This is a genomic window from Aeromonas sp. Y318-1, from assembly GCF_027706125.1.
GTDB classification, from domain to species: domain Bacteria; phylum Pseudomonadota; class Gammaproteobacteria; order Enterobacterales; family Aeromonadaceae; genus Aeromonas; species Aeromonas hydrophila.
The window spans coordinates 217064-231458 of sequence record NZ_JAPDCM010000002.1 but is presented as its reverse complement, the minus strand read 5'-3'; the positions used below and the strand labels follow the sequence as shown (position 1 = coordinate 231458).

15 protein-coding genes are annotated in these 14395 nt (G+C 63.5%); 6 read left to right on the top strand and 9 right to left on the bottom strand.

Annotated features, from left to right (window positions below; genetic code table 11):
* Window positions 1-55 precede the first annotated feature (55 nt).
* Together feoB and OKB87_RS03565 are read left to right on the top strand one after the other, a co-directional pair.
* A complete protein-coding gene (gene feoB, locus OKB87_RS03570) occupies window positions 56-2329 on the top strand; it encodes a Fe(2+) transporter permease subunit FeoB (RefSeq protein WP_270826494.1) in 2274 nt (757 codons plus the stop codon).
* Window positions 2326-2568, top strand: coding sequence for a FeoC-like transcriptional regulator (locus OKB87_RS03565; protein WP_011706553.1), 243 nt, complete (start codon window positions 2326-2328; stop codon window positions 2566-2568). Before feoB ends, OKB87_RS03565 begins: the two co-directional genes overlap by 4 nt.
* Window positions 2569-2679: 111 nt before the next feature.
* Here OKB87_RS03565 and OKB87_RS03560 read toward each other — a convergent pair whose 3' ends face one another.
* The 4 genes from OKB87_RS03560 to OKB87_RS03545 form a co-directional block, all read right to left on the bottom strand.
* Window positions 2680-3159 carry a WbuC family cupin fold metalloprotein gene (locus OKB87_RS03560; RefSeq protein WP_164927684.1) on the bottom strand — a complete coding sequence of 160 codons (480 nt, stop codon included), beginning with the start codon at window positions 3157-3159 and terminating at the stop codon, window positions 2680-2682.
* 135 nt (window positions 3160-3294) lie between these two features.
* Window positions 3295-4566 (bottom strand): glucose-1-phosphate adenylyltransferase, encoded by a 1272-nt coding sequence (gene glgC / locus OKB87_RS03555; RefSeq protein WP_011706551.1) that lies wholly within the window; start codon window positions 4564-4566, stop codon window positions 3295-3297.
* Window positions 4567-4848: 282 nt separating this feature from the next.
* Window positions 4849-5988, bottom strand: a complete 1140-nt coding sequence (gene tapW / locus OKB87_RS03550) for a type IVa pilus ATPase TapW (protein WP_011706550.1) — start codon at window positions 5986-5988, stop codon at window positions 4849-4851.
* A gap of 60 nt (window positions 5989-6048) precedes the next feature.
* Window positions 6049-6405: a DMT family protein gene (locus OKB87_RS03545; RefSeq protein ID WP_005302630.1), complete on the bottom strand. Its 357-nt coding sequence runs from the start codon at window positions 6403-6405 to the stop codon at window positions 6049-6051.
* Between the two features lie 113 nt (window positions 6406-6518).
* Here OKB87_RS03545 and OKB87_RS03540 point away from each other — a divergent pair, with 113 nt between their 5' ends.
* From OKB87_RS03540 to OKB87_RS03530, 3 genes are all read left to right on the top strand, one after another.
* Window positions 6519-7250, top strand: a complete 732-nt coding sequence (locus tag OKB87_RS03540) for a substrate-binding periplasmic protein (RefSeq protein WP_029300033.1) — start codon at window positions 6519-6521, stop codon at window positions 7248-7250.
* Window positions 7251-7350: 100 nt separating this feature from the next.
* On the top strand, window positions 7351-8358 hold the full coding sequence (btuC, locus tag OKB87_RS03535; protein WP_270826492.1) for a vitamin B12 ABC transporter permease BtuC: 1008 nt from the start codon (window positions 7351-7353) through the stop codon (window positions 8356-8358).
* On the top strand, window positions 8345-9130 hold the full coding sequence (locus OKB87_RS03530) for an ATP-binding cassette domain-containing protein (RefSeq protein ID WP_181014921.1): 786 nt from the start codon (window positions 8345-8347) through the stop codon (window positions 9128-9130). The genes btuC and OKB87_RS03530 overlap by 14 nt, the downstream gene beginning before the upstream one ends.
* A 21-nt stretch (window positions 9131-9151) precedes the next feature.
* Here the strand turns inward: OKB87_RS03530 and aac(6') are convergent, their stop codons facing one another.
* Together aac(6') and OKB87_RS03520 are read right to left on the bottom strand one after the other, a co-directional pair.
* Complete coding sequence (aac(6'), locus tag OKB87_RS03525) at window positions 9152-9610, bottom strand: aminoglycoside 6'-N-acetyltransferase (RefSeq protein ID WP_223951743.1); 459 nt, start codon at window positions 9608-9610, stop codon at window positions 9152-9154.
* Between the two features lie 6 nt (window positions 9611-9616).
* Window positions 9617-10681, bottom strand: a complete 1065-nt coding sequence (locus OKB87_RS03520; protein ID WP_029303894.1) for a 3-deoxy-7-phosphoheptulonate synthase — start codon at window positions 10679-10681, stop codon at window positions 9617-9619.
* A gap of 155 nt (window positions 10682-10836) precedes the next feature.
* Here OKB87_RS03520 and OKB87_RS03515 point away from each other — a divergent pair, with 155 nt between their 5' ends.
* Window positions 10837-11217, top strand: coding sequence for a diacylglycerol kinase (locus OKB87_RS03515; RefSeq protein ID WP_005302618.1), 381 nt, complete (start codon window positions 10837-10839; stop codon window positions 11215-11217).
* 209 nt (window positions 11218-11426) lie between these two features.
* Here the strand turns inward: OKB87_RS03515 and serA are convergent, their stop codons facing one another.
* The 3 genes from serA to OKB87_RS03500 all read right to left on the bottom strand — a co-directional run bounded on the left by serA (window position 11427) and on the right by OKB87_RS03500 (window position 14350).
* Entirely contained in the window at window positions 11427-12659 is a 1233-nt protein-coding gene (serA, locus tag OKB87_RS03510) for a phosphoglycerate dehydrogenase (RefSeq protein WP_024946386.1), read from the bottom strand.
* A gap of 251 nt (window positions 12660-12910) precedes the next feature.
* Window positions 12911-13564, bottom strand: a complete 654-nt coding sequence (gene rpiA, locus OKB87_RS03505) for a ribose-5-phosphate isomerase RpiA (RefSeq protein ID WP_011706540.1) — start codon at window positions 13562-13564, stop codon at window positions 12911-12913.
* Window positions 13565-13750: 186 nt separating this feature from the next.
* Complete coding sequence (locus tag OKB87_RS03500; protein WP_041217814.1) at window positions 13751-14350, bottom strand: 5-formyltetrahydrofolate cyclo-ligase; 600 nt, start codon at window positions 14348-14350, stop codon at window positions 13751-13753.
* Window positions 14351-14395: the final 45 nt, after the last annotated feature.

Below are 14395 nucleotides of genomic sequence, written 5' to 3'. Positions count from 1 at the left end.
AATACACCTCACAAAACAATCGTCTTGGTCAAAGCACTATCGAGGTTGAACCGGTATGAACTACTCCCTGGTAACCGTCGGCAACCCCAATAGCGGCAAGACCTCCCTGTTCAACGCCCTGACCGGGGCCCGCCAGCAGGTGGGCAACTGGAGCGGCGTCACCGTCGACAAGAAGATGGGCGAATTCAGCGCCCAGGGCCACGCCTACAAACTGATGGACCTGCCCGGCATCTACAGCCTGGCCAACCAGGAGGGGAGCCTGGACGAGCAGATCGCCAGCCGCTTCGTGGAGGGCCAGCAGCCGGATCTGCTGCTCAACGTCATCGACGCCGCCAACCTGGAGCGCTCGCTCTACCTCACGCTGCAACTGCGCGAGCTGGGGCTGCCCATGGTGGTGGTGCTCAACAAGATGGACATCCTGCAAAAGCGGCGCATCACCATCGACGAGAGCAAGCTCGCCAACACCCTCGGCTGCCCGGTGGTGGCCCTCTCGGCCCACAACCGCCAGCAGGTCGCCGTCTTCAAGAACCTGATCCAGCAGTTCATCGGCCAGCCACAGCCGGCGCTGTTGCTGGACTACGGCCATGAGCTTGAAAAAGATCTGGCGGAGCTCGAAACCCTGCTTGCCCCGCACCACCTCACCACCCGTGGCCGCGCCCTGCGCCTGCTGGAAGAGGATGCGGTGATGCAGGAGACCCTGCTGCCCGGCCAGCAGGCCGCCGCCGCCAACGTGGTGGCTCGCGCCCACCACGGGCAGGATGTGGACCTGCAACTGGCGGATATCCGTTACGGCCACATCCACCAGTGGGCTGCCCAGGCGTGCCAGCAGAAGGGCAAACTCACCGCGGCCCAGAGCGAGCGGCTCGATCGGGTGCTGCTCAACCGCTGGTTCGGCATCCCCTTCTTCCTGCTGGTGATGTACCTGATGTTCATGTTCGCCATCAAGGTGGGCAGCGCCTTCATCGACTTCTTCGACATCATGGGCGGCGCCCTGTTTGTCGACGGGGTGCACCACCTGCTGGGGCTGATCCATGCGCCGGACTGGCTGGGGGCCATCCTGGCGGACGGCTTCGGGGTGGGCTTGCAGACCGTTGCCACCTTCATCCCGGTGATCGGCTGCCTCTACCTGTTCCTGGCGGTGCTGGAGAGCTCCGGCTACCTGGCCCGCGCCGCCTTCGTGGTGGATGCCCTGATGCGCCGCCTCGGCCTGCCGGGCAAGGCGTTCGTCCCCATGCTGATGGGCTTTGGCTGCACCGTGCCCTCGGTGATGGCGACCCGCACCCTCAACTCCGAGCGTGAGCGGCTGATGACCTCGGCCATGGCCCCCTTCATGTCGTGCGGTGCCCGCCTGCCGGTCTACGCCCTGTTCGCGGTGGCCTTCTTCCCCGAGTCGGGCCAGAACCTGGTGTTCGGTCTCTACCTCATCGGCATCCTGGTGGCGGTGCTCACCGGCCTGTTGCTGCGCAGCACCCTGCTGCCGGGCAAGAGCGACTCCATGCTGATGGAGATGCCGGACTACGAGTGGCCGCGCCCGGTCAACGTCGGCATCAAGACCTGGCAGAAGCTCAAATCCTTCGTGTTCGGCGCCGGTAAAACCATAGTTCTGGTGGTCGCCGTGCTGAGCGTGCTCAACTCGCTAGGCACCGATGGCAGCTTCGGCCACCAGGATCAGGAGAGCTCGGTGCTGAGCAAAATCAGCCAGGCGGTGACCCCGGTGCTGCACCCCATCGGCGTGCGCGATGACAACTGGCAGGCCACGGTCGGCATCGTCACCGGCATCTTCGCCAAAGAGGCGGTGGTCGGTACCCTCAACAGCCTCTACGCCGGCAGCGGCGACGGGGAAGAGGAGGCGAGCGAGTTCTCCCTGGTGAACAGCTTCCAGGAGGCGATCGCCGCGGTCGCCACCAATCTGGCCGACATCGACCCGACCGACCCCATGGGGCTGGCGGTGGGCAACCTGGATGACCAGAAGGCTGCCGCCGAGGCGCAGGAGGTGGACGTCTCCACCTACGGCAACATGCAGAGCCACTTCGATGGCGCGGCCGGTGCCTTTGCCTACCTGTTGTTCGTGCTGCTCTACATGCCCTGCGCCGCCGCCATGGGCGCCCTGGTGCGGGAGACCGGCCGCCAGTGGGCCCTGCTGACCGCCGCCTGGTGCAACTACATGGCCTTCATGTGTGCCACCGTCTTCTATCAGCTGGCCACCTTTGCCGCGCACCCCGAGCAGAGCCTGTTCTGGGTGGCGAGCTACGGCGGCTCCCTGCTGCTGCTCTGGTGGGCCGGTCGTCGCCACGGCGACATCGTCGCCCGCAAGGTGGTGACCCTATGATCCTGCGCGAGCTGGGGGAGTACCTCGCCGCGCAGCAGAAGGTGAGCCGGCGCGAGCTGGCCCGCCACTTCCACACCTCGGAAGATGCGGTGGAGGCCATGCTCGGCGTCTGGATGCGCAAGGGGCGGGTCGCCAAGCGAGAGACCCAGGTGTGTGGCGGCTCCTGCTGCGGCAAGAGCCAGGAGGTGATGTTCGAATGGTGCGAGCCGGGCCAGATTGGTCTGGTGCAAAAGGGCTGAGCTCACGCCCGAACCCCCGCATTCAGATATAAAAAGACCCGCCGCTGGCGGGTCTTTTTATTGGCGCGTGTTCGCCGTGTTGGCAGTGTTCGCGTAAGGGTGGGGGGCAGATCAGCGCCCCGGCCAGCGCTGGCCCACCTCGGCATGGCGATACCAGGCCATCAGCGCCTGCTGGCCGGCGACGTCGTCCACCGCCGGTGACCAGGGGGCGAAGTCCTCTTCCCGAAAGGGGGCGTAGGGGCCGTGCTTGACCTCGAAGATGACGGCGCCGGGATCCAGAGAGAGCACCGCATGCCAGCTGGCGACGGGGGTCTCCAGCACCGAGGTCTCTTCCCCCAGCACGGCACGAGCAATGACGGTGCCCTCGTCGTCGAAGTTGAGCACCACGAAGCGGCCTTGCAGCGAGGTGAGCAGCTCCCAGGTCTGCAGGTGGCGATGGGGGCGGATATAGGTGCCCGGCTCCATGGCGATGGCCAGGCGCTGGATGGGGTCGGCCAGCTCCTGATGCAGGTTGTGGTTCATGCGCAGGCGCGGGGAGTGGGCGGCCTCATCGGCGAGGCTGGCAAGGCGGGCAACATCCAGTTTTTTCATATGCGATTCCATGGTGAGACGAAGGCAGGGCCGAGCGCAGAGTAGCATGCCCGGCAACCTGTCAGGCAAGGGGCGAGCGGTAAGCAAATGTAAAAAGGGAGCCATTTTGACTCCCTCTGCTATGACTGTTCGGCATCACAATCTGGCCAGCATCTCCTTGGTGACCAGCACTATGCCCTGCTCGGAGCGGTAGAAGCGGCGGGCATCCTCGCAGGCGTTTTCCCCCACCACCAGCCCTTCCGGCAGCTTGCAGCCCTTGTCGATCACCACCCGGCGCAGCCGGCAGCCCGGGCCTATTTCGACCCCGGGGAAGATCACCGCCTGATCCAGGGTGCAGAAGGAGTCGACCCGCACATTGGTAAACAGAACCGAGCTGACGATGAAGGAGCCGCTGACAATGGTGCCGCCGGCAAACATGGAGTTGATGGTCATGCCGTGCTGGCCGTTTCTGTCCTGCACGAACTTGGCGGGCGGGGTCATGTTCTGGCTGGTCCAGATGGGCCAGTCCTGATCGTAGATGTCGAGCTCCGGGGTGACGGAGGCGAGATCCATGTTGGCTTCCCAGAACGAATCCACCGTGCCCACGTCGCGCCAGTAGGGGCGCTTTTGTGGGCAGCAGCCGACGCAGGACATGCTGAACGGGTGGGCGTAGGCGGTGCCCTCTTGCACCACCCGCGGGATCACGTCCATGCCGAAATCGTGGTGGGAGGCCGGGTTGGCGAGATCCTCTTCCAGCAACTGGTAGAGGTAGTCGGCCTCGAAGATGTAGACCCCCATGGAGGCCAGCGCGGTGTCCGGTTTGCCCGGCATGGCGGGTGGGTTGGCGGGTTTCTCGACGAAGGCGTTGATCTTGCGATCCCCATCCACCGCCATCACCCCGAAGGCGCTCGCCTCATCCCGCGGCACCTCGATGCAGGCCACCGTGACCCTGGCCCCCATGTTGACATGATCGAGCAGCATGGCGGCGTAATCCATCTTGTAGATGTGATCCCCCGCCAGCACCACCACATACTTGGGGCCGTGATCGCGAATGATGTCCAGATTCTGGTAGACCGCATCGGCGGTGCCGCGATACCAGTTGACCTCGTCCACCCGTTGCTGGGCGGGCAGCAGGTCGATGAACTCGTTCATCTGGTAGCGCAGAAAGGACCAGCCGGACTGCAGGTGGCGCAGCAGGCTGTGGGATTTGTATTGGGTCACCACCCCGACCCGGCGAATGCCGGAGTTGATGCAGTTGGAGAGTACGAAGTCGATGATGCGGAACTTGCCGCCGAAATGCACTGCCGGTTTCGCCCTGTTGTCCGTCAACTGTTTGAGGCGACTGCCCCGCCCTCCTGCGAGAACCAAGGCCATGGTCTCGTTCAGCAACTGTCTGGACTGTGCTGTATTGGCAGGTTGTAACAACATTGAATACCCCTTTATTGATAGAACCCCTTGATACTGCCTCCTTTGAAGCCAGTATGAAAGTGCTTTCACTCACACTTCTCACACGCCTTTTCGGTGAAGTGATGGTTTTGTCATTTGTGATGACAAAATCTGTCGCAGATGGCGCGATAGTTCACCAGATGTCACGGCGGCGCTGGGCTGGCGGGGAAGGCGGTGGCCTTGAAGGGCGGCCAGATGCGGGCGTTTCTTGTGCAAACACCCACCGAAGCGGGTGTTTGCAGGTACTGTCAGAGGCGGGCGAGGTCAGAACAGATCGTCTTTCTCGTCCTTGGTGGGCTCGAGGCTCCAGCCGGTGGCATCGCTGCTGCTCGCGATCTGGCCCTTTTCCTTCCACAGCTTGATCTTGAGGCGCAGGTTGTTGGCCGAGTCGGCGTTCTTCACCGCCTCCTCCTCGTCGATCACCCCCTCTACCACCAGATCGAACAGGGCGCTGTCGAAGGTGACCATGCCGAGGGCCTTGGACTTCTCCATCACCTCCTTGAGGCCGCCAAATTCGCCGCGTTTGATCATGTCGCGAATGGTGTGGGTACCCAGCATGATCTCCACCGCTGCCCGGCGACCACCGTCGCTGGTTTTGACCAGCCGCTGGGAGACAAAGGCCTTGAGGTTGTTGCCCAGATCGTTGAGCAGCTGGGGCCGGCGCTCTTCCGGGAAGAAGTTGATGATGCGGTCCAGCGCCTGGTTGGCGTTGTTGGCGTGCAGGGTGGAAATCGCCAGGTGGCCGGTCTCGGAGAAGGCCAGCGCATGCTCCATGGTCTCGCGATCGCGAATTTCACCGATGAGGATCACGTCCGGTGCCTGGCGCAGGGTGTTTTTCAGGGCGGCGTGGAAGCTGCGGGTGTCCACCCCCACCTCGCGCTGGTTGATGATGCTCTTGCGGTGGCGGTGCACGAACTCCACCGGATCCTCGATGGTGATGATGTGGCCGCCGCTGTTGCGGTTGCGATGGTCGATGAGGGCCGCGAGCGAGGTGGACTTGCCCGAGCCGGTACCGCCGACGAACAGTACCAGGCCGCGCTTCTCCATGATGGTGTCGAGCAGCACGGGGGGCAGTTTCAGATCCTCGAAGCGGGGGATCTCGGTCTTGATGTTGCGCGCCACCAGCGACACTTCGTTGCGCTGCTTGAAGATGTTGATCCGAAAGCGGCCGATCTGGGGCAGCGAGATGGCGAGGTTCATCTCCAGCTCCCGCTCGAACTGCTGCTTTTGCTCGCCGTCCATGATGGCGTCGGCTATTCTGGCCACCTCGCCGGGTTCGAGCGGCGTTTCACTGAGCGGACGCAGGCCGCCGTTGAACTTGGCGCAAGGGGGGGCGCCGGTCGACAGATAGAGGTCGGAGCCATCCTGCTTGGCCAGGATCTGTAGCATGTCTCGCAATTCCATTGGTTTTGCCTCGTCTATCAAGCAGATGCAATTACATCGAATGTCATTGAGTGTACAGCGTCAGGCGCCGGTGAGTTTCTCGCGAAACACAAAAAACACCGCGCCCAGGATGCACAGGCCGGCCCACAGGTAATCCCATTTCAGATCCTCTTTCAGATAGAAGATGGAGAAGGGGACGAACACGGTGAGGGTGATCACCTCCTGCAGGATCTTGAGCTGGCCGACGGAGAGCACGGTATGGCCGATGCGGTTGGCAGGCACTTGCAACAGGTATTCGAACAGCGCTATGCCCCAGCTCACCAGGGCGGCGATGATCCAGGGTTTGTGATTCATGCTCTTGAGGTGGGCATACCAGGCGAAGGTCATGAAGACGTTGCTGCACAGCAGCAGGCCGATGCTGGTAAAGATAGGGTTCATTAGGTTCTCCTTTAAAATCAATCGCATTTTATCTCCGAACCACGGGTTTTCATAAGTGGGGCGGCAGGGTATTTTTAATCCATCAAGGATGAAGTCACAGAGGGTTGTACGGGATGGGCAAGACAAGCTGGGGTGTGCTTGGTCTGCTGTTTGCCTGCCTGGTGCATGGGGCGCCGACCCTGACGGTGGCCACCGATGTCTGGCCGCCGTTTCGAATAGTGCAGCCGGACGGCCGCTTCGGCGGACTGGACATGGACATCTTGCAGCAGTTGCAGCGCCGCAGCGGCATCCGCTTCGAGGTGAAACGGGTGCCCTGGGGGCGGGCGCTCAAGCAGATGCAGACCGGCCAGGTGGACCTCATGATAGGCTTGGCGATGACGGCGGAGCGGGCAGCCTTCATCGATTATCTGCAGCCGGCCTATTATCAGTGCCGGCCGGCCTTCTACGGCAAGGCGGCGGCGGTATCGACCCTGCGTACCTACGCCGACCTGCAGGGCAAGAAGGTGGGCTATGTGCTCAATTCGGCCTATTTTGCCCCCTTTGATGCCGACAACCGGCTCGACAAGCACGGGGTGCCCACCGAGGATCAGCTGCTGCGCATGGTGCAGCGTGGCCACCTGCCGCTGATGATCGGCACCGACTGCCAGGTGGACTACGCCCTGAGCCAGGACAATGAGGCCGGTCTGCTCAAGGCGGCCTATCAGCCGCCGCAACCTGTGGTGCTCTATCTGGGCATGAGCAAGCACTCCCCCCATCAGGCGCTGCAGCAACCGCTGGCGCTGGCCCTGCAGGAGCTGGTGGCAAGCGGCGAAATTGCCGCCCTCGCCAAGCCTTACCAGCCTTGACCTCGGGTAGTAACACGCTGTTATCATGCGTTTTTCATGACTCGCGCCAGCTGCTCGACAGGCTCTGGCGCCGGCTTCTTCTCACCTTCGGAGAGCCCCTGTGTATCTCTCTTTGCTCGCCCGCCAGCAGCGCTGGCAGCGGCGCTGGTTGCTCGGCCTGCTGCTGCTGACCCTGGCGCTGTTCCTCTGCTCCCTCGCCTGGGGCGAATTCGTCTTGCTGCCCTGGCAGCCGCTGGGGGATCTCGAGCAGCGCATCCTGCTGGAGCTGCGCCTGCCGCGCGCCCTGCTGGCCCTGTTGGCGGGGGCGGCGCTCGCCTGCGGTGGCGCCGTGCTGCAGGTGATGCTGCACAACCCGGTGGCCGAACCCGGCCTGCTCGGCGTCTCGAGCGGGGCGGGATTGGCCGCCATGGTGGCGATGGCGGTGGCCAAGGCCCTCGGCGTTTATCTGCCGGGCTGGGGGTTGTCGCTGGCGGCCTTCGGCGGCGCCCTGCTGGTGACCATGCTGCTCATTCGGCTGGCGCGCCGGGCCCGGCTTGGCCATGCCCGGCTGCTGCTGTTCGGGGTCGCCATCGGCATCCTCACCAATGCCGCCATGACCTGGTTGATGTACTTTGCCGATGATGCCTCCCTGCGTGAATTCATGTTCTGGATGATGGGCAGCCTAGCCTACGGCAGCCAGCAACTGGCCTGGTGGTGGCTGCTGTTCCCGCTCGCCCTCGGCTGGCTCGGCTGGCAGGGCAAGGCGCTGCAGCAACTGCTGCTGGGAGAGACCCAGGCCCGCCTGATGGGGCTCGATGTGGACAAGATGCGGGTGCGGCTGGTGCTGGCGGTGTGCCTGCTCACCGGGATGGCTGTGGCGCTGTGCGGCGTCATCGGCTTCGTCGGGCTGGTGGTACCCCATCTGCTGCGGCTCTGCGGCGGCAGCGATCAGCGCTTCCTGCTGCCCGCCTCGGCGCTGGGGGGCGGCGCCCTGCTGCTGGCGGCCGATCTCATCGCCCGCTCCGCCCTGCGGGCGGGGGAGCTGCCCATCGGGGTCATCACCGCCTCGGTCGGCGCCCCGCTCTTCATCTATCTGTTGTTGAGGCAAGATGCCCATGCCAGCACCTGATCTCCTCGGGGGCCAGCCCCCCTTGCTGGCGGCCCGCGCCCTGGCCGTCGCCAACCGGCTCGCACCCCTCGACCTTGCCTGGCAGGGGGGCCAGCTGGTAGCCCTGCTCGGCCCCAACGGCAGCGGCAAGTCGACCCTGCTCGGCGCCCTGGCCGGCCTCTTGCCGGGGCAAGGGGAGGTGCGCATCGGCGGGGCGTCGCTGGCGGACTTGAGCTGGCCGGCGCTGGCACAGCGGCGGGCCATGCTGCCCCAGCGCCAGCCCCAGCTGTTCCATATTCCGGTGTTCCAGGTGCTGAGCTTGGGGCTCGATGAGGCTCAACCTGCGGCCAGACAGAACGAGGCTATTCAGGCGCTGTGCCAGGCGCTGGAGCTGGAAGCCTTGCTGGCGCGGGACTTCAGCCGCCTGTCGGGCGGGGAGCAGCAGCGGGTGCTGATCGCCCGCACCCTGCTGCAGGTGTGGCCGAGCCTCAATCCGGGCGGGCGCGTATTGCTGCTGGACGAACCGCTGGCGGGGCTGGATCTGCACCATCAGCTGGCGCTGCTGCGGCTGCTCAAGCAGCTGGCCGGGCAGGGGTTGCTGGTGGTGCTCGCCATCCACGACATCAACCTGGCCATCGACTGGGCTGATCGCCTGCTCTGTCTGCAACAGGGACGGGTGGTGCGGGAGGGGGGCGTCGAGCTGGTGGACGAGGCGCTGCTGGCGCAGGTGTTTCAGATAAAGACCGATCGCATCGAGGCGGGCGGCCGGGTCTGGTTTATGCCGAGCCTGTGAGAGACAAGCAAGGCCCTGGCGTCAGCCGAGGGCCTTTTTGAAGAAGACGACCCGCTCCGTTTCGGCAAAGCCGAGCCGCTGGTGCAGCTGCTGGGAGGCGAGGTTGTCGATGGCGACATCGGAGGCCAGCTCGCGACAACCCAGCTCGCGGCCCCACTGGGCCACCCGGGCGATCAAGGCCTGAGCCAACCCGCGCCGGCGCGAAGCCGGCTGCACATATACCCCTTCCAGATAGACCACCGGGCTGCTCTCGCAGCCGTTCACGTAATCGTGGCGCAGGGCCGCATCGGCAAAGGCGACCGCCTGGCTCTGGGCATCCAGCACCAGAAAGGCGTTGAGATGGGCAGCGGCCAGCAGCTCGGCCCCTTCCTGCAGATGGGCCGCCATTTCGTGGTGCGGCCACAACTGCTGGCGCAGGGTTGCCCACTGCGCCAGCCGCGTCTCGTCGAGGGGCACTATCCGCCAGTCGGCGTTCGTCATCCGCACTCAGGCCTGCTGCTTGGCAAGGCGCACCTGCGCCGCCTCGGCCAGCATGGCCAGCAGGGTTTCGGTGTCGCTCCAGGAGAGGCAGGCATCGGTGATGCTCTGGCCGAAGGTGACGGCGCAGCCGTTCTCCACATCCTGCCGCCCTTCCACCAGGAAGCTCTCGGCCATGATGCCGGCGATGCCGGTGCGGCCGCGGCGCAGCTGATCACAGATGTCCTGCGCCACCAGCAGCTGGCGACGGTGATCCTTCATGCTGTTGCCGTGGCTGAAATCCACCACCAGCCGCTCGGGCAGGCCCACGTCAGCCAGCGCTTCGCAGGCTTCATCGATGCTGGCGGTGTCGTAGTTGGGGCGGTGGCCGCCGCGCAGGATCACGTGACCATAGGGGTTGCCGGCGGTGCGGTAGATGGTCATCTTGCCGTCCTTGTCCGGGGAATAGAAGATGTGGCTGTGACGGGCGGCGCGTACCGCATCGATGGCGATGCGAGTGTTGCCGTCGGTGCCGTTCTTGAAGCCGACCGGGCAGGAGAGGGCAGAGGCCATTTCGCGGTGCACCTGGGATTCGGTGGTGCGCGCGCCGATGGCACCCCAGGTGATGAGGTCGCTGATGTACTGGCCGGTCACCATGTCGAGGAACTCGGTGGCGGTGGGCATGCCGAGGGCGTTGATGTCCACCAGCAGCTTGCGGGCCAGTTTCAGCCCTTCGTTGACGTCGAAGCTGCCATCGAGGCGCGGATCATTGATGAGGCCTTTCCAGCCGACGATGGTGCGCGGCTTCTCGAAGTAGGTGCGCATCACGATGCACAGGCTCTCTTTATACTGCTCGCGCAGGGCATTGAGGCGCAGGGCGTACTCGTGGGCGGCGGCCGGATCGTGAATGGAGCAGGGACCGACGATGACCAGCAGGCGCTGATCCTCACCGGCCAGGATCGCTTCCACTTCGCGGCGGGCATCCAGCAGATTCTGGGCAACGGTGTCGCTTAACGGGAAGGCGTGCGCCAGTTCGCTGGGAGTGATCAGGGACTCCAGGCGACGGGTGCGCAATTCATCGGTGTGAATGGACATACGACTCGATTCTCGAAATGGGTGGCGTGGGCAGTAGCAATGACTGAGTGCCGAAGAGGCAAAGGGATAAAATAAAGCAAAAAACCCCTGATGGAAACCTCGAGGGGCTCTGATAGGATGTGAGCCCCAAAACGATTCCAAATGAGGTAGATAGCGTGGCAAAGCCAGGGGCAACCGGGGTCACCCGCATCATCAATGCAACCGGTTACAGCATGAAGGGGCTCAAGTCAGCCTGGATCAACGAGGCGGCCTTCCGGCAGGAGCTGATGCTGATCCTGCTGCTGATGCCGCTGGCGTTCTGGATCGGCGATACCCTCGATCAAATCCTGCTGCTCATCTGCATCAGCTGGCTGGTGGTGATCGTCGAGGTGCTCAACTCCGCGGTCGAGGCGGTGGTGGATCGCATCGGCTCCGAACATCACGAGCTCTCCGGTCGCGCCAAGGATCTGGGCTCCGCCGCCGTCTTTATCGCGCTGGCCCTGAATGCCCTGGTGTGGGGCGCTCTGGTGGGCCGCAACCTGCTGGGTTGGTGGTAAGTCAGGCCTCGTTTTTTCTCGCGTCATTGCTCTCTCCATTTGGGAGATGACTGGGTGAGGGAGGTCTCTTTTCCCCCTCATCCCCACCCCTGCTCCCGCGAGGGGAGAAGGGGGCGTCGTAGCAACGACGCGAATGTGTGTTGAGCATCGCAGCATAAAAAAAGCCCGTCATCACGACGGGCTTTTTGCTGGACGGCTCTGCAGGCCAATCAGTGCAGGATACGGGCACGGATGGTGCCGCCGATCTCCTTGAGCTTGGCCAGCGCCTTCTCGCTGTGCTCGGTCTCCACGTCGATCACCACGTAGCCGATGTGGCTGCTGGTCTGCAGGTATTGACCGGCGATGTTGATCCCCTCGTCGGCGAAGATCTGGTTGATCTGGTTCATCACGCCGGGCTGGTTGCGGTGAATGTGCAGCAGGCGGCTGGAGCCCTTGTGGCCGGGCAGGGAGACCTCGGGGAAGTTGACGGCGGAGAGGGTGGAGCCGTTGTCGGAGTATTTGACCAGCTTGTTGGCCACTTCCAGCCCGATGTTCTCCTGGGCCTCCTGGGTGGAGCCGCCGATGTGAGGGGTCAGGATCACGTTGTCCAGCCCGCGCAGCGGGGTGAGGAACTCCTCGTCATTGGACTTGGGTTCGCTGGGGAAGACGTCGATGGCGGCGCCGGAGATGTGACCGCTCTTGATGACGTCGGCCAGGGCATCGATATCCACCACGGTGCCGCGGGAGGCGTTGATGAAGATGGCGCCCGGTTTCATCATGCGCAGCTGTTCGGCACCGATCAGATCCTTGGTAGAGGCGGTCTCAGGCACGTGCAGGCTGATGACGTCGGACATGTTGAGCAGCTCGACCATGCTCGGTACCTGGATGGCGTTGCCGAGGGAGAGCTTGTTCTCGATGTCGTAGTAGTAGACCTTCATGCCTATGCTCTCGGCGATGATGCCGAGCTGGGTGCCGATGTGGCCGTAGCCGATGATGCCGAGCTTCTTGCCACGGGCTTCCACCGAACGGTTGGCCAGCTTTTCCCACACACCGCGATGACACTTGGCGTTCTTCTCCGGGATGCCGCGCAGCAGCAGCAGGATCTCGCCCAGCACCAGTTCGGCCACCGAGCGGGTGTTGGAGAAGGGGGCGTTGAACACCGGGATGCCGCGCAGATGGGCGGCGTCAAGCTCGACCTGGTTGGTACCGATGCAGAAACAGCCGATGGCCACCAGCTTGTTGGCGGCATCCAGCACCTTCTCGGTGATCTGGGTGCGCGAGCGCAGCCCCACGAAATGCACGTCACGAATGCGCTCGATCAGATCTTCTTCGGAGAGAGAGGTCTTCAGATACTCCACACTGGTGTAACCTGCGGCACGAAAGGTTTCCACCGTGTTGGGGTGAACCCCCTCCAGCAGCAGTACCTTGATTTTATCCTTGTCCAGTGAAAACTTGGCAGTCATGACGATCCCTCTATGTTTGCAAAAGTGAGTGCAGATATGGTGTGTGAAGAAAACCGTAAAGTAGCAAAAACGTTTGGGAGAGGGAATATTTGTGACGAAAGTCAAATTCTTTGAAGTTTTCAACGATAGTTGTAAACGAGGGTTTGCAACTCATTGAGCAACCAATAAAAACGGCGCCATGGGGCGCCGTCTTGCATTGCGGGGCGATGGTCGGGGACCACCTCCGTTGAGCTGCCTCTTGGCAGGCAACCTTATTGGGTGATGACCCCGTCGGGAGTACCAATCAGCACCACGTCTGCACCGCGGTGGGCGAACAGGCCGTTGGTGACGGTGCCTACGATGGCATTGAGCTGCACTTCCAGCCCCTTGGCGTCGGTGATGGCCATGCCTTTCACGTCCAGGATGTGGTTGCCGTTGTCGGTGACTACCCCTTCCCGCCAGACCGGGTTGCCGCCGAGCTTTCTGATCTCGCGGGCCACGTATTCGCGGGCCATGGGGATTACTTCCACCGGCAGCGGGAAGGTGCCGAGCACGTCGACCGTCTTGGTGTTGTCGATGATGCAGATGAACTTGTCGGCCACGGCGGCGACGATCTTCTCGCGGGTGAGGGCTGCGCCGCCGCCCTTGATCATGTCGCGGGTGCCGTTGATCTCGTCGGCACCGTCCACGTAGACGGAGAGGGCGTCGATCTCGTTGAGGTCATACACTGTGATGCCGAAGCCCTTGAGGCGTTCGGTGGAGGCCACGGAGCTGGATACCGCCCCCTTGATCTCGTCCTTCATGGTCGCCAGTGCATCGATGAAGTGGTTGACGGTAGAGCCGGTGCCTACCCCGACGATGGTGCCGGGAACCACATACTTGAGCGCAGCCCAACCGGCCGCCTTCTTCATTTCATCTTGAGTCATGATCGATCCTTTGGAAAAAAGCGGCCGCATTATATACAAGCCGCTCCCCCAGAGCGACCACCCAGCTCACGTTCCGGGCCAAAAACTCGCAAGATGTAAATCGTTTGCCTGTTTATTGCACCATGTCATTGCACCATGGCTGTGGCGGCAGGGCGTGACGATCGCGGCAGAGGGGGGCAGATGGTCCTAGCCGGGAAAGTGCCAGCAGCGGCTGGGGGTGATGATCTGGGGCAGCGGCACGTCCCACTCCTCTTGCGGCACCGCGTCCACCTGCTGGCAGTCGTGGGCGAGCCCCAGTGGCTTGGGGCCGAGCCGATGTTCATGCCAGCAGGCGAGGGTGCGATCGTAGTAGCCACCGCCCATGCCGAGCCGGTTGCCCGCTGCATCGAACGCCACCAGCGGCGTGCAAATCAGATCGAGGGTGCTGTGGGGTACCACCTGCTGCATGTCGAGCTCAGGTTCGGCGATGCCGTAACGGTTGCGGGTCATGGGGCTGGTGGCGGTGTAGCGCAAGAAGAGCAGGTGGCCCGGGGTGAAGGGGTGCAGTACCGGCAGGTAGACCTCTTTTTGCTGGGCCCACAGCCAGTGGATGGCGGGCAGGGGATTGAGCTCGCCGTCGTTGGCCAGATAGAGGGCGATGCGTCTGGCCGCCAGGATCTCGGGATGCTGCTTGAACTGGGCAACCAGCTGCTGGGCCGCCTGCTGCTGCTCGGCCTGGGTCAGGCTCTTTCTGCGCTGGCGAATGAGCTGGCGCAGGGATTGTCTTTCAGGCTGGGTATCCGGCATAGGGGCTCCTCTGATGAACGGGCGGGGCGACGAGCGGATCGCGCT

What these genes read in the sequence shown, in the direction of transcription:
- feoB (WP_270826494.1), top strand. Translation starts at nt 56, where the DNA reads ATGAACTACTCCCTGGTAACCGTCGGCAACCCCAATAGCGGCAAGACC.
- OKB87_RS03565 (WP_011706553.1), top strand. Translation starts at nt 2,326, where the DNA reads ATGATCCTGCGCGAGCTGGGGGAGTACCTCGCCGCGCAGCAGAAGGTG.
- OKB87_RS03560 (WP_164927684.1), bottom strand. Translation starts at nt 3,159, where the DNA reads ATGAAAAAACTGGATGTTGCCCGCCTTGCCAGCCTCGCCGATGAGGCC.
- glgC (WP_011706551.1), bottom strand. Translation starts at nt 4,566, where the DNA reads ATGTTGTTACAACCTGCCAATACAGCACAGTCCAGACAGTTGCTGAAC.
- tapW (WP_011706550.1), bottom strand. Translation starts at nt 5,988, where the DNA reads ATGGAATTGCGAGACATGCTACAGATCCTGGCCAAGCAGGATGGCTCC.
- OKB87_RS03545 (WP_005302630.1), bottom strand. Translation starts at nt 6,405, where the DNA reads ATGAACCCTATCTTTACCAGCATCGGCCTGCTGCTGTGCAGCAACGTC.
- OKB87_RS03540 (WP_029300033.1), top strand. Translation starts at nt 6,519, where the DNA reads ATGGGCAAGACAAGCTGGGGTGTGCTTGGTCTGCTGTTTGCCTGCCTG.
- OKB87_RS03530 (WP_181014921.1), top strand. Translation starts at nt 8,345, where the DNA reads ATGCCAGCACCTGATCTCCTCGGGGGCCAGCCCCCCTTGCTGGCGGCC.
- OKB87_RS03520 (WP_029303894.1), bottom strand. Translation starts at nt 10,681, where the DNA reads ATGTCCATTCACACCGATGAATTGCGCACCCGTCGCCTGGAGTCCCTG.
- serA (WP_024946386.1), bottom strand. Translation starts at nt 12,659, where the DNA reads ATGACTGCCAAGTTTTCACTGGACAAGGATAAAATCAAGGTACTGCTG.
- rpiA (WP_011706540.1), bottom strand. Translation starts at nt 13,564, where the DNA reads ATGACTCAAGATGAAATGAAGAAGGCGGCCGGTTGGGCTGCGCTCAAG.
- OKB87_RS03500 (WP_041217814.1), bottom strand. Translation starts at nt 14,350, where the DNA reads ATGCCGGATACCCAGCCTGAAAGACAATCCCTGCGCCAGCTCATTCGC.